We start from the raw sequence: 13,995 nt of genomic DNA, 5'->3' as shown, positions 1-13,995 counted from the left end.
ACCCCGCGCGACGACGACCGTCCCACCGACCGGCAGCCGCCGGTCCCCGCCGACGACGCCCCCACCGCACACACCCCGGGCCCACAGCCGCGGGACGGTGCGCACGACGGAGGGACGGTCGCCGCAGCCTCCGATGCGGGTGACCCGCCGCGTCGTCGCCGGTTCGCCTCCCTGCGACGCCGGTCGGCACTGCCCGTGGTCGCGGCAGGCGTCATCGGCCTGGTCGTCGGAGCCACCGCGAGCGGGCTGGTCGTGGGGACCGCGTTCGCCGGCCCGGGGACGGTCCGGCCCGTTCCGCCGTCGCCGCGGACGGTCGCGGCCCCGGTGGTCCCGAGGCGCCCGGTCGGGAGTCCGACGGGCCGGGGCGTGGCCCGGACGGTGCCGGCCCCGGCGGACCCGGTGGGCCGGGTGCCTGCGGTCCGGCCGGTGGGCCGGGTCGTGCGGGGGGTGCGCCGCCTGTCGGGGCTCCGACGCCGCCCGCGCCGCCCGCTGCGGGTGTCGCCCCGGGGGCCACCGCTCCGACGCCGCCCGCTGCCGGTGCGGCCCCGGGCGCGACGGTTCCGGGTCCGGGTGGACCCGCGGCACCGGCGGCGCCCGCCGCTCCGGGACCGGCGGCTCCGGCCGCTCCCTGATCCCGTCCGTGCGGTGGTGCCTGACGGCCGCACCGTGCAGGAGGAGGGGAGAAGGGAGTGCTCCTCGTCGGATCGCGTCGCGCATTCGCCCCCGACGCGCTGCAGGACCCGACGAGGAGCACTCGACGGACCAACGCGCAGGAACGGGCACGGATACCCCCCTGATGCGGTGACGGCGCCGGACGGGAGACCACCATCGGTCGTCCTCGCAGGTCGGACCGTCCTCCTGGGCGTCGTTCCGACGGAACATCGGACGTCGGCCCCGTCGGGACGGCGGTGGCGCGACGTCCCCTCCGGCTGCGGGCCGCGGAACGGAGCGGGAGGAGCTGCACGGCCCGCCGGTGCCGGATCAGCTCCGGCGGGCGGCCGACGACGAGCTCCGGCGGTCCCGGCCGGGCAGCGTCGCCGGACCGGGCGTCCGCTCGGCCGGGCGCCGCCGACGGCACCACGAGCGGGAGGGGGCGACCGGCCCGCCCACCTGCCACCCGACCCGGAACGGCAGAGCGTCGCCGGAACGCACGGACCCGGTGCACGGACGTCGGAAGGACCGTCACCACGTCCGCCCATGGACCTGACGACGCAGGTCAACGACCGATCGACGACCCGGTCGGGTGGTGGCCCGACCACCGAGAAGACCACGTCGGCCACCCGCGGCGAAGTGACCGTGGTCGGCGTCACACAAGACGGTGATCGGCCGGAACGCCTGGTGAGGGGGTCTCGATAACCGTGTGTCGGCCCGTCTCCAGCATCGTGACCTGCGACGACATCGGATGTACGCCGTAGGTACCCCCCGGTTTGACGACCCCGGACACCGTGCCGTAACTTTCTTCCTGTCAGCGAGTGAGCCGGACAGAACGGGCCTGGGAGGCCCGGTCAACAGGCCCCGCGGACATGACCCCCGGTGGTTCGCCGAGTTTCTCGGTGTGATTGTCTTGGTGGGTCGAGATGATCCGTCTTCAGGATCCTGCTCCTTGTGTGGGGGTGGGTGAGTGCGGTGCGGGGGTCTTTTGAGAACTCAACAGTGTGTCGAGCTATTTTTATTCGGTTTGGCGTTTTGTGCCAAATTGTGGTTGCAGCATTCGACCCCGTCGGGTGTTGTGGCCAGTTGTTTGTTTGTCAGGGTTTTGTTGGAGAGTTTGATCCTGGCTCAGGACGAACGCTGGCGGCGTGCTTAACACATGCAAGTCGAGCGGTAAGGCCCTTTCGGGGGTACACGAGCGGCGAACGGGTGAGTAACACGTGGGTGACCTGCCCTCCACTCTGGGATAAGCCCGGGAAACTGGGTCTAATACCGGATAGGACCATTGATCGCATGGTTGGTGGTGGAAAGTTTTTTCGGTGGGGGATGGGCCTGCGGCCTATCAGCTTGTTGGTGGGGTGATGGCCTACCAAGGCGGTGACGGGTAGCCGGCCTGAGAGGGCGACCGGCCACACTGGGACTGAGACACGGCCCAGACTCCTACGGGAGGCAGCAGTGGGGAATATTGCGCAATGGGCGGAAGCCTGACGCAGCGACGCCGCGTGGGGGATGACGGCCTTCGGGTTGTAAACCTCTTTCGCCAGGGACGAAGAGCAATTGACGGTACCTGGAGAAGAAGCACCGGCCAACTACGTGCCAGCAGCCGCGGTAACACGTAGGGTGCGAGCGTTGTCCGGAATTATTGGGCGTAAAGAGCTCGTAGGCGGTGTGTCGCGTCGGCCGTGAAAACTTGGGGCTTAACTCTGAGCGTGCGGTCGATACGGGCATCACTTGAGTTCGGCAGGGGAGACTGGAATTCCTGGTGTAGCGGTGAAATGCGCAGATATCAGGAGGAACACCGGTGGCGAAGGCGGGTCTCTGGGCCGATACTGACGCTGAGGAGCGAAAGCGTGGGGAGCGAACAGGATTAGATACCCTGGTAGTCCACGCCGTAAACGTTGGGCGCTAGGTGTGGGGACCATTCCACGGTTTCTGTGCCGCAGCTAACGCATTAAGCGCCCCGCCTGGGGAGTACGGCCGCAAGGCTAAAACTCAAAGGAATTGACGGGGGCCCGCACAAGCGGCGGAGCATGTGGATTAATTCGATGCAACGCGAAGAACCTTACCTGGGTTTGACATGCACCAGACATCCCTAGAGATAGGGATTCCCTTGTGGTTGGTGTGCAGGTGGTGCATGGCTGTCGTCAGCTCGTGTCGTGAGATGTTGGGTTAAGTCCCGCAACGAGCGCAACCCTTGTTCCATGTTGCCAGCACGTAATGGTGGGGACTCATGGGAGACTGCCGGGGTCAACTCGGAGGAAGGTGGGGATGACGTCAAGTCATCATGCCCCTTATGTCCAGGGCTTCACACATGCTACAATGGCTCATACAGAGGGCTGCGAGACCGTGAGGTGGAGCGAATCCCTTAAAGTGAGTCTCAGTTCGGATCGGGGTCTGCAACTCGACCCCGTGAAGTTGGAGTCGCTAGTAATCGCAGATCAGCAACGCTGCGGTGAATACGTTCCCGGGCCTTGTACACACCGCCCGTCACGTCACGAAAGTTGGTAACACCCGAAGCCGGCGGCCCAACCCTTGTGGAGGGAGCTGTCGAAGGTGGGACTGGCGATTGGGACGAAGTCGTAACAAGGTAGCCGTACCGGAAGGTGCGGCTGGATCACCTCCTTTCTAAGGAGTCCCATCATGTGATGGGGCACCACAATACTCTGTGAGTTCTGCTCATAAGGTGTCTGTGGTTCCTTCATTGAATCGCATTTGCGGCCCCGTTCGTGGGTCGGGTGCGTTGGGTGGAACGCAGGTCGTCGGACCGTTTGGCTTGGCACACTGTTGGGTCCTGAGGGGACACCCCGAGGTTCTTCGGAGCTGTGGGTTGTTTTCTTTGGCCGCTCAGGTTGAGGGTTGTCCTAACGCCCCGGTTGGTTCCGGGTGTGGTGGCTTCTTCTTGGTCTGGTGTGGTTGTGGGTTGAGTGTTGCATAGTGGATGCGAGCATCTTGTTGTGGTCAAGTTGTTAAGAGCACATGGTGGATGCCTGGGCATCAGGAGCCGATGAAGGACGTGGGAGGCCGCGATAGGCCTCGGGGAGCTGTCAACCGAGCTGTGATCCGAGGGTGTCCGAATGGGGAAACCCAGCGCCCGTCATGGGGCGTTACCCGTACCTGAATTCATAGGGTGCGTGGAGGGAACGTGGGGAAGTGAAACATCTCAGTACCCACAGGAAGAGAAAACAATAGTGATTCCGTGAGTAGTGGCGAGCGAAAGCGGAAGAGGCTAAACCGTGTCCGTGTCAAGCCGGCAGGTGTTGCGGGTGCGGGGTTGTGAGACGTGTCGTTCATCTTCTGCCGAGGATGGGACAGCAAGAGCCGGTGTTAGCGGAACGACTCTGGGATGGTCGGCCGTAGTGGGTGATAGCCCCGTACGCGAAAATGTCTGGTTCTGTTGTGGGCGTGTTCTCGAGTAGCAGCGAGCCCGTGAAATTCGCTGTGAATCTGGCGGGACCACCCGTCAAGCCTAAATACTACCTGATGACCGATAGCGGACAAGTACCGTGAGGGAAAGGTGAAAAGTACCCCGGGAGGGGAGTGAAATAGTACCTGAAACCGTGTGCTTACAAGCCGTCAGAGCCTTGAGTCTTCGGACGGGGTGATGGCGTGCCTTTTGAAGAATGAGCCTGCGAGTTATGCTTCGTGGCGAGGTTAACCTGTGTGGGGTAGCCGTAGCGAAAGCGAGTCCGAATAGGGCGTTGTAGTCGCGGGGTGTAGACCCGAAGCGGAGTGATCTACCCATGGCCAGGGTGAAGCGTCGGTAAGACGTCGTGGAGGCCCGAACCCACCAGGGTTGAAAACCTGGGGGATGAGCTGTGGGTAGGGGTGAAAGGCCAATCAAACTTCGTGATAGCTGGTTCTCCCCGAAATGCATTTAGGTGCAGCGTCGTGTGTTTCTTACCGGAGGTAGAGCACTGGATGGCCTAGGGGGCCGACAAGCTTACCGAAGTCAGCCAAACTCCGAATGCCGGTGAGTGAGAGCGCGGCAGTGAGACTGCGGGGGATAAGCTTCGTGGTCGAGAGGGAAACAGCCCAGATCACCGGCTAAGGCCCCTAAGCGTGCGCTAAGTGGGAAAGGATGTGGGATCGCCCGGACAGCCAGGAGGTTGGCTTAGAAGCAGCCACCCTTGAAAGAGTGCGTAATAGCTCACTGGTCAAGTGGTCCTGCGCCGACAATGTAGCGGGGCTCAAGCGCACCGCCGAAGCCGTGGCAATGACACTGTTGTGTTGTTGGGTAGGGGAGCGTCCTGCATCTGGTGAAGCCCGGGAGTGATTTACGGGTGGAGGGTGTGGGAGTGAGAATGCAGGCATGAGTAGCGAATGCAGAGTGAGAATCTCTGCCGCCGGATGACCAAGGGTTCCTGGGCCAGGTTGTTCCGCCCAGGGTGAGCCGGGACCTAAGGCGAGGCCGTCAGGCGTAGTCGATGGACAACGGGTTGATATTCCCGTGCTCGTGATAGTGCGTCCATGCCGAGGCCGGTGATGCTAACCATCCGAACCCACCTTCGCTCCTTCGGGAGTGTTGTTTGTGGGGGAGCGTGGGATCCGATCTGGTAGTAGGTAAGTGATGGGGTGACGCAGGAGGGTAGCTCCGCCACGCGGTGGTTGTCGTGGTGTAAGCCTGTAGCCTGATTTCCTAGGTAAATCCGGGGGATCGTGAAGGGTGAGAGGTGATGCGTAGCCGATTGAGGCGAAGAGAGTGATCCCATGCTGTCGAGAAAAGCCTCTAGCGAGTGCTGTTGCGGCCCGTACCCCAAACCGACACAGGTGGTCAGGTAGAGAATACCGAGGCGATCGAGCGAACTGTGGTTAAGGAATTCGGCAAAATACCTCCGTAACTTCGGGAGAAGGAGGGCCGGTTGTCTTGAGGCTCCTTGCTGGCTAGGGACGGCCGGTCGCAGAGACCAGGCCCAAGCGACTGTTTACTAAAAACACAGGTCCGTGCGAAGTCGCAAGACGATGTATACGGACTGACGCCTGCCCGGTGCTGGAACGTTAAGAGGACCTGTTAGCTCCTTCGGGGTCGAAGCGGAGAATTTAAGCGCCAGTAAACGGCGGTGGTAACTATAACCATCCTAAGGTAGCGAAATTCCTTGTCGGGTAAGTTCCGACCTGCACGAATGGCGTAACGACTTGGGCGCTGTCTCGACCACAGACTCGGCGAAATTGCACTACGAGTAAAGATGCTCGTTACGCGCGGCAGGACGGAAAGACCCCGGGACCTTTACTATAGCTTGGTATTGATGCTCGGTTCGGCTTGTGTAGGATAGGTGGGAGACTGTGAAATCATCACGCCAGTGGTGGTGGAGTCGTTGTTGAAATACCACTCTGGTCGAATTGGGTGTCTTAACCTCGGGCCATGATCTGGTTCAGGGACAGTGCCTGGTGGGTAGTTTAACTGGGGCGGTTGCCTCCCAAAGAGTAACGGAGGCGCCCAAAGGTTCCCTCAGCCTGGTTGGCAATCAGGTGTTGAGTGTAAGTGCACAAGGGAGCTTGACTGTGAGACTGACGGGTCGAGCAGGGACGAAAGTCGGGACTAGTGATCCGGCACCACCTTGTGGAAGGGGTGTCGCTCAACGGATAAAAGGTACCCCGGGGATAACAGGCTGATCTTGCCCAAGAGTCCATATCGACGGCATGGTTTGGCACCTCGATGTCGGCTCGTCGCATCCTGGGGCTGGAGTAGGTCCCAAGGGTTGGGCTGTTCGCCCATTAAAGCGGTACGCGAGCTGGGTTTAGAACGTCGTGAGACAGTTCGGTCCCTATCCGCCGCGCGCGTTGGAGACTTGAGGAAGGCTGTCCCTAGTACGAGAGGACCGGGACGGACGAACCTCTGGTGTGCCAGTTGTCCCGCCAGGGGCACGGCTGGTTGGCTATGTTCGGGAGGGATAACCGCTGAAGGCATCTAAGCGGGAAGCCTGTTCCAAGATGAGGTCTCCCACCACCTTTGAGTGGGTAAGGCTCCCAGGAGATGACTGGGTTGATAGGCCGGAGATGGAAGCCTTGTGAGGGGTGGAGTTGACCGGTACTAATAGGCCGAGGGCTTGCCACAACGAGTTGTTCGCATCCACTGTGTGACCCTGAGCTCACAACCCTGTGCGGGTTGTGTGTTCGTTGGTCCCCCACCCGTTTTTGTGGTGGGGTTTGTTGAATAGTGTTGTCGGTGGTCATTGCGGTAGGGAAACGCCCGGTCCCATTCCGAACCCGGTAGCTAAGCCTTCCTGCGCCGATGGTACTGCACTCGCCAGGGTGTGGGAGAGTAGGTCGTCGCCGACATTCAATGTGGGTGGGAGATGTCCCGGACCTGATGGTCCGGGACATCTCTCGTTTCTGGTGTCGTGGTGTTCTGGTGGCGTGGCCGTGTCCGGTCTTCTCGGGCCGGTACTCGGGCGGCCGGTGGTACCGAGCCCGAGCCGCCGGTGATGCCGCGGTGACCGTCGACAGCTGTGCCCGCAGTGGCGCTGCTGTCCTCTCTACCGGCGCGTGGCCGGCAGACCCCGCACGGGTTCCTGCGACCTCACGGCCTGTGCAAGGGGGCTGCGACGTCCCAGGAGGGTGCGCGACAGCAGGATCGATGAGTCCCTGGTCGAACGCGCATGGTTCCGATGCGGTGCGGCCGCACCGACCGGGCGAGGAGCGCAGGTCTCGGGGGCCTCACGACGCACCCGTGCGATGGCGGGCCCAGGCGGGACACGACCCCGTGACGCGACACGTCCGAACCAGGACAGACAGGGGTGTGCGGGGCAGCCGTACAGCAGATGGTCGAGCGTTGCTGCCACCGTCCGTGGAGCGACGCCCCTCCGAAGGTGGTCCGAGGACCCGTCCGCCGCTCCGACGGGCGACGATGACGTTCTCTCGGCCACCCACCGGGTGTCAGAGGTCGGCACCCACCGCGTCGTCGACGCAGCTGAACCCGTCGGCCCGCAGCAGTGCCGCGAGCTCCCGGTGGATCCGCGCGGGCCAGAGCAGACCGCCGTAGACGAAGGCGGTGTAGGCCTGGACCAGCGCCGCCCCGGAACGGATCCGGCGGTAGGCCTCCGCGGCGTCGGCGATCCCGCCGACGGAGACGACGACCTGGTCGTCGTCCAGACGGGTCCGCAGCTGCCGGACGACCGCGCGGGCGCTCTCGGTCAGCGGGCGCCCGGACAGTCCCCCGCCGCCCGCGGCGGCGACGAGGTCGGGCGCGGTGCGCAGGCCCTCGCGGGACACGGTGGTGTTCGTGGCGACGACGCCGTCGAGACGCAGCCGACGGGCGAGGTCGGCCACGGCGTCGAGGTCCTCCGGGGCGAGGTCGACGGTGATCTTGACCAGCAGCGGCACCCGGCGGTCCCCGGACACCCGGTCCAGCTCCTCGCGGACCGCGACGAGCAGCGGCTCCAGCACGTCCACCTGCTGCAGGTCACGCAGCCCCGGTGTGTTCGGAGAGCTGACGTTGACCACGACGTAGTCGGCGTAGGGGCCCAGTGCGGCGGCGCTCGCACGGTAGTCCGATGCGGCGTCCTCGGCCGGCACGGCCTTGCTCTTGCCGATGTTCACTCCCAGCACGGGCATCCCCGGGCCGGACCGGGTGCGCAGCGCGGCGAGCCGCGGGCCGACGGTCCCGGCACCGGAGTTGTTGAAGCCCATCCGGTTGACCAGGGCCGCATCCTCCACGAGCCGGAACAGGCGGGGCCGCGGGTTGCCGGGCTGCGCCCGCCCGGTCACCGTTCCGATCTCGACCGCGCCGAACCCGAGCCTGCCGAGGGCGAGCACCCCTTCGGCGTCCTTGTCGAAGCCGGCGGCGAGGCCCATCGGCCCGGCGAACTCCAGACCCAGCGCCCGCGTACGCAGCACGGGGTCGGAGGGGGTGAACCGCTCGGCCATCCGCTCACCCACGACGGGTGCGGTCCCGAGTGCCCGGACCACCCCGAACCCCATCCGGTGCGCGGGCTCGGACGGGACGTGCCGCAGCACGTGGCGCATGAGGGCGTCGTACATGCCCCCATCCTCACACCGGCTCAGGACGTGCGGCGGGACAGGCCCAGTTGATCGAGCATCCGCCGGTCGCGCTTCGTCGGTCGCCCGGCGCCGCGGTCGCGATGGGCGAACAGCGGCTGCCCCGCGGCGCTCGGCTCCGGCGGGGTGTGGTCGACGTAGCACTCCTGCGCGATCGGCGCACCGACCCGCTTCTCGATCACCCGGGTGACCTCGACGATCCGGTTCCGGTCGTAGACCCGCGCCCGGACCCGGTCGCCGACCTGCACGGTCGCCGCCGGCTTCGCGGGCCGGTCGTTGATCCGCACGTGACCCCCGCGGCAGGCCGCGGCGGCGTCGGCACGGGTCTTGGCCAGGCGCACCGACCACAGCCACCGGTCCACGCGGGTCCCCTCCATCGGACCATCGTGCCATCCGGAGGGCCGTTCCGGCCGACGCGTCGCCTCGGCCGACGGCAGCCGGGGCCCGGCTGCGAATCCGGCTCCGAACCCCCGGGCCCCGAAGCGACCGTCGGGATCTGCTGCAGGTGCCCCGCTCCGGACCGCGGAAGTGGACCGCCCCCGCCCGGCGGGCTCCCGACGACGCCGGCCCGGCTCCCGGCCGTCGGACCTCAGTAGTGCACGACCCCCGGTGTCCCCCCACCCGCGGCGACGGCGTCACCGGTGACGGCGACCGAACGCGGCGAGCACAGGAACACGATGACGTCGGCGACCTCCGCGGCGGTCGTGATACGGCCGATCGTCGTGGTCGCGTCGAGCTCCGCGCGCGCCTGCGCCTCGCCGATCCCGGCCGACTCCGCCCGTGCCGCCACCGCGCCGGGGGTCCGCTCGGTCTCGGTGACACCGGGGTGCACGACCGTCACGTTGATGCCGTGCGGACCGAGTTCCTGGGCGAGCGCCGCCGTCAGGGAGGCCACCGCGACATTGCGCACCGACCCCACCAGCGATGACGACTTCCGCGCGTTCAGCCCGCTCACGTTCACGATCCGGCCCCAGCCCTGCGCCCGCATCAGCGGCGCCACGGCCCGGGCACACCGCAGGTCGCCGAGCACCTTCGTCTCGAGCTCGACCCGCACCGCGTCGTCGGTGATCGAGGCGAGATCGGTCGGCGGACTGGCACTCGCCGGTCGCGCGGCGGCGTTCACCAGCACGTCCACCCCGCCGAACCGGTCGGCGACGGCGGCGACCCCGCGGCGCACCGCGTCGTCGTCGGTGGTGTCCACCGCCACGGCCAGCACCTCCGGTGCCCCGTCGGCGCGCACCGTGGCCGCGGCGGCCTCCAGGGCCCCGGCGTCGCGGGCGAACAACGCCACCCGGGCGCCCTCCGCGGCGAGCGCCCTGGCCGTCGCCAGGCCGATTCCGCGGCTGCCGCCGGTGACGATCGCCCGCCGCCCGTTCAGTTGCAGATCCATGTCCCCCACCGTGCCGCAACGATGGCGGGACCGCAGGCGTCTACGGTGTGCGCGTGGCTGAGCCGATCGACTCCGTGCTGGTGGTCTTCAACCCGGGCAGTACGGGGGACGCCGACGTGCTCGCCGGACGGCTGCGCGACGAGCTCGCCGCCGCCCGTCCCGAGCTGAGCGTGCGGCTGGTGCCCACCGAGTACGCCGGGCACGCGCGCGTCATCGCCCGGGACGCCGCGTCCGCCGGTGGGCGCCCGCTCATCGTGTCGGCCTCCGGCGACGGCGGCTACAACGAGGTCGTCAACGGGATCATGGACGTGCCGGGCACCGCCGCCTCGGCCGCCGTCCTGGCCGCCGGGAACGCGAACGACCACGACCGGGTCACCGCACGCCGGCCGCTGGCCGAGGCGATCCTCGACGGTCGCCCCGAGCCGATGGACCTGCTCGAGATGCACCGCGGCGACGACCCACCGCACTACGCGCACTCCTACATCGGGTTCGGGCTGACCCCCGTCGTCGCACTGCAGATCGAGAAGGGGGGCAAGGGCAGCATCCGCGAGGTCATCACGACGGTGCGGGCGTTCTGGGCGTTCACACCGTTCGAGGTGGAGTTCTCCCGCGGCGACCGGCGCCGGATCGACAACCTCGTCTTCGCCAACATCGGCGAGATGGCCAAGGTCGCCGAGCTGTCGGCCACCAGCCGCCCCGACGACGGCCGTTTCGAGGTCGTGCTGTTGGAGCACCGTCCGAAGTGGAAGCAGCTGTGGGTGGCGGTCCGCGCGGCCTTCTCCGGTCTCGGTCGGCAGCCGTCGACCTCGGACTTCCGGTTCACCGCGTGCGGACCGATGCCGGTGCACATCGACGGTGAGGTGGACGAGGTGACCGGCGGGACCGCGATCCGCATCCGCTGCGCGGCGGGTGCGCTCGACGTCGTGCGCTGAGGCGCTGCGCGGTCACGGGGCGAGGGTGAACTCCACGGAGCCGAGGCCGTCGCCGAAACCCGCCCGCACCCGGGCGCCGCGGCGGACCGGCACGGGGGTGGTCGTCGTCCCGGTGGTGACGATCGTGCCCGCCTCGAGACGCAGCCCGTAGCCGGGCAGGACGTCGGCGAGCCAGGCCAGCGCGGTCCACTGGTCCCCGAGGACGGCCGTGCCCGAGCCCGCCGCCTCCGCGTCGTCGACCTGCAGGGTGGTCGGGGTCGCGGCGAGGTCCAGGTCGAGGGCGCCGGGCAGCTCCGGACCCAGCACGAACCGCCCGGCGCACGCGGCGTCGGCCATCAGCGACGGCGCCCCCGCCGCGGCGAAGTCGGTGAACCGCGACTCGGGCAGCTCGACCGCCCCGTGCACGGCGGCGACGGCGGCACGGAGCTCCTCGCGGCCGGCGCCGGCCCCGACCGGTGCGCCCAGCACGAACGCGAACTCCGCCTCGGCCACGGCCATGTGCAGGTCCTCGGAGGGCACGACGTCGCCGGGGGAGTGCCGGAACCGCTCGAACAGGACCCCCGGCAGCGGGGCGTCCACCCCGATGTGGGCCTGTCCGGCGGGCGCGGTCGCCGCCAGCTTCCAGCCGTACGACGGCCCCGCCCGCTCCGAGAGTCTGCTCTGCGCGGCGAACCCCTCGGCCAGGCTGCGCGGGCGCAGCAGCTCCGGCAGCGCGGCGATCCGTTCGCCGGTGGTCCAGGCCTGCCACAGCGCGCCGGCCGTGCCGTCGGCCCGCACGAGGTCGACGGCGGTCGGGTCCATTCCCTCGGGGCTGTTCTCGGCGCTCATCGGGGCGCGATCCTGCCAGGGACGCCGGTCATCCGTCGTCGCCGGCCCGGTCACGCAGCACCGCGGCGACACGGCGCACCCGGTCGTCGGTGAGCGCGTCCTCCAGCGACACGGGCAGCGGGATACGCCAGTTCGGGTACTCGTCGACGGTGCCGGGCAGGTTCGGCTGCCGGGTCTCACCCAGCACGTCGTAGAGGGAGGCCAGGACCAGCCGCGACGGGGCCGACGCCAGCAGCGCGTGCAACGCGACGACGATCGTGTCCTCGTCGGTCTCGTCCGGGGAGTCGAGCAGCCCCTCCGACGTGAGCAGCGCCAGCAGCTCGTCCCGTTCCGCGCCGGCCTTGGCCTCCTCGACCGTCGGGTCGTCGAGCAGTCCCAGCTCCGCGCGCACCCGCACCTGCTCCCCGGCCAGGAACCCCGGTGCGGTCGGCAGGTCGTGCGTGGAGATCGTCGCGACCGAGCGCTCGGGCCATCGCCGCGGCGGGCGCAGCGGACCGTCGTCCCCGCCGGTCACCGGGTCGGGGTCGCGGGAGAACCACAGCACCGTCGAGCCCAGCAGGTTCCGCTCGGCCATGTCCTCACGGATCCGGGGGATCACCGTGCCCAGGTCCTCGCCGACGACCAGCGCGCCCGCCCGGTGTGCCTCCAGCAGCAGGACGGCGAGCATCGCGTCGGCGTCGTAGTGGACGTAGGTGCCGCGGTCGGCGGTCTCACCCGACGGCACCCACCACAGTCGCCACAGCCCCATCACGTGGTCGATGCGCAGGCCGTCGGCGTGGGCGAGCAGCGCGCGCGTCATGTCCCCGAAGGCCGCGTAGCCGGTGTCGGCGAGACGGTCCGGGCGCCACGGCGGCAGGCCCCAGGTCTGGCCGCGCTGGTTGAATGCGTCCGGCGGGGCGCCGACGGTCGCACCGAGGGCCAGGACGTCCTGCAGCATCCACGCGTCGGCGCCCTCGGGATCGCAGCCGACGGCCAGGTCGTGGATCACCCCGACCGGCATGCCCTCGTCCTGCGCGGCGGCGCGGACCGCGGCCAGCTGCGCCTCCGCCTGACGCTGCACCCAGGCGTGGAACGCGATGCGCGGCGCCAGTTCCGTACGGGCGGCGGCGACGCCGGGGGCGTCGGGCCGGCGCAGCTCCTGCGGCCACAGCGACCAGCGACCGCCGTAGCGCTCGGCCAGCGCGCAGTAGGTCGCGAAGTCGCGCAGGTCCTCGTCCGGGTCGCCGTCGGGGTGGCCCGCGCTGCGCCACAGCGCCTCCAGCGCGGAGCGCTTCGCCGCCCAGACCCGGTCGTGGGAGATCCGGTCACCGGTCGTCTCCGGGCGCAGGGCGTCGACCTCGGCACGGGTCGCCGGGTCGGCGCGGGCGTAGGCGGGCAGGTCGGTGATCCGCAGGCTGAGCGGGGTGGCGTAGCGACGCGACGACGGCGTGTACGGCGACGGCTGCACCGGCGACACCGGGGTGACCGCGTGCAGCGGGTTGAGCAGGACCGCGCCCGCCCCGTGGCCGCCACGGATCAGCGAGGTCAGGTCGCCCAGGTCGCCGATGCCCCACGAGTCGCGCGAGTGCAGCGCGTAGAGCTGCAGCATCCAGCCCCACGTCCGGGGCGGGTCGGGCAGGGCGGGGGGTGCGACGACGACGTGGCAGCGCCCGCCGGTCGTCTCCAGGGTGTAGCGGCCCGGCTCCAGCCCGGCGGGGAGCTCGCCGTCGACGTCGCGGGCCCAGCCCTCGTCGCCGCGTCCGCCGTCGACGGCGGTGAGCCGTCCCCGGCCCGGCACGCTGCGGGACCGGTCGCTGCGCAGCCCGATCGTCGGTGGCAGCGCGCCGTCCCCGGCGCGCTCGCGGGCCCCGGCGAGCGCCACCCGCTGCGCGTCGGACGAGGTGACGTCGACCTCCAGCAGCCCGAGGACGGTGCGCACCACCTCCGCGTCGATCCGCTGTTCGGTACTGCTGCCGTCGAGGTACGAGGTCGCGACGCCGTACGCGTCGGCGATCTCGGCGAGCTCGGGGGTCACCGGGTCGCTGCTCATGGGGTGATCCTCGCCGATGGGCGCCGCTGCGGCGACGCCGCGGTGACGACTCCGTGACGACACGCGGGACGCTTCCGATCACCCCCGGTCAGGGGGCCCGCGGTGCTACGGTGCGTCGCCGGATGCGCCGACCGGGTCACCGTGGCCGGCCGGGCAGCGGGGCCCGGCGA

The 13,995-nt window shown here is 68.5% G+C and carries 6 protein-coding genes and 3 rRNA genes; 4 read left to right on the top strand and 5 right to left on the bottom strand.

The features are described from left to right. Positions 1–1,756 precede the first annotated feature (1,756 nt). The 3 genes from KPF47_RS32740 to rrf all read left to right on the top strand — a co-directional run bounded on the left by KPF47_RS32740 (position 1,757) and on the right by rrf (position 6,927). Positions 1,757–3,276: ribosomal RNA gene (locus tag KPF47_RS32740) — 16S ribosomal RNA — on the top strand. Positions 3,277–3,607: 331 nt separating this feature from the next. After that, a 23S ribosomal RNA gene (locus KPF47_RS32735) occupies positions 3,608–6,703 on the top strand. Between the two features lie 107 nt (positions 6,704–6,810). Beyond that, positions 6,811–6,927, top strand: a 5S ribosomal RNA gene (gene rrf / locus KPF47_RS32730). The 16S, 23S and 5S rRNA genes sit together here, the layout of an rRNA operon. Before the next feature lie 597 nt (positions 6,928–7,524). Here the strand turns inward: rrf and KPF47_RS32725 are convergent. The 3 genes from KPF47_RS32725 to KPF47_RS32715 form a co-directional block, all read right to left on the bottom strand. Then, complete coding sequence (locus tag KPF47_RS32725) at positions 7,525–8,628, bottom strand: quinone-dependent dihydroorotate dehydrogenase (RefSeq protein ID WP_224392609.1); 1,104 nt, start codon at positions 8,626–8,628, stop codon at positions 7,525–7,527. Between the two features lie 20 nt (positions 8,629–8,648). After that, on the bottom strand, positions 8,649–9,023 hold the full coding sequence (locus KPF47_RS32720; protein ID WP_224392608.1) for an RNA-binding S4 domain-containing protein: 375 nt from the start codon (positions 9,021–9,023) through the stop codon (positions 8,649–8,651). Positions 9,024–9,235: 212 nt separating this feature from the next. Then, on the bottom strand, positions 9,236–10,036 hold the full coding sequence (locus KPF47_RS32715) for an SDR family NAD(P)-dependent oxidoreductase (RefSeq protein WP_224392607.1): 801 nt from the start codon (positions 10,034–10,036) through the stop codon (positions 9,236–9,238). Positions 10,037–10,089: 53 nt separating this feature from the next. Here KPF47_RS32715 and KPF47_RS32710 point away from each other — a divergent pair, with 53 nt between their 5' ends. Beyond that, positions 10,090–10,968 (top strand): diacylglycerol kinase family protein, encoded by an 879-nt coding sequence (locus KPF47_RS32710; protein WP_224392606.1) that lies wholly within the window; start codon positions 10,090–10,092, stop codon positions 10,966–10,968. Between the two features lie 12 nt (positions 10,969–10,980). Here KPF47_RS32710 and KPF47_RS32705 read toward each other — a convergent pair whose 3' ends face one another. Together KPF47_RS32705 and malQ are read right to left on the bottom strand one after the other, a co-directional pair. Continuing rightward, complete coding sequence (locus tag KPF47_RS32705) at positions 10,981–11,796, bottom strand: 2-keto-4-pentenoate hydratase (protein ID WP_224392605.1); 816 nt, start codon at positions 11,794–11,796, stop codon at positions 10,981–10,983. 28 nt (positions 11,797–11,824) lie between these two features. Continuing rightward, positions 11,825–13,825 (bottom strand): 4-alpha-glucanotransferase, encoded by a 2,001-nt coding sequence (gene malQ / locus KPF47_RS32700; RefSeq protein WP_224392604.1) that lies wholly within the window; start codon positions 13,823–13,825, stop codon positions 11,825–11,827. Between the last annotated feature and the right edge of the window lie 170 nt (positions 13,826–13,995).

This window comes from Pseudonocardia sp. ICBG1293 (assembly GCF_020131355.1).
Taxonomy (GTDB): domain Bacteria; phylum Actinomycetota; class Actinomycetes; order Mycobacteriales; family Pseudonocardiaceae; genus Pseudonocardia.
This window is presented reverse-complemented; position numbering and strand designations above follow the sequence as displayed.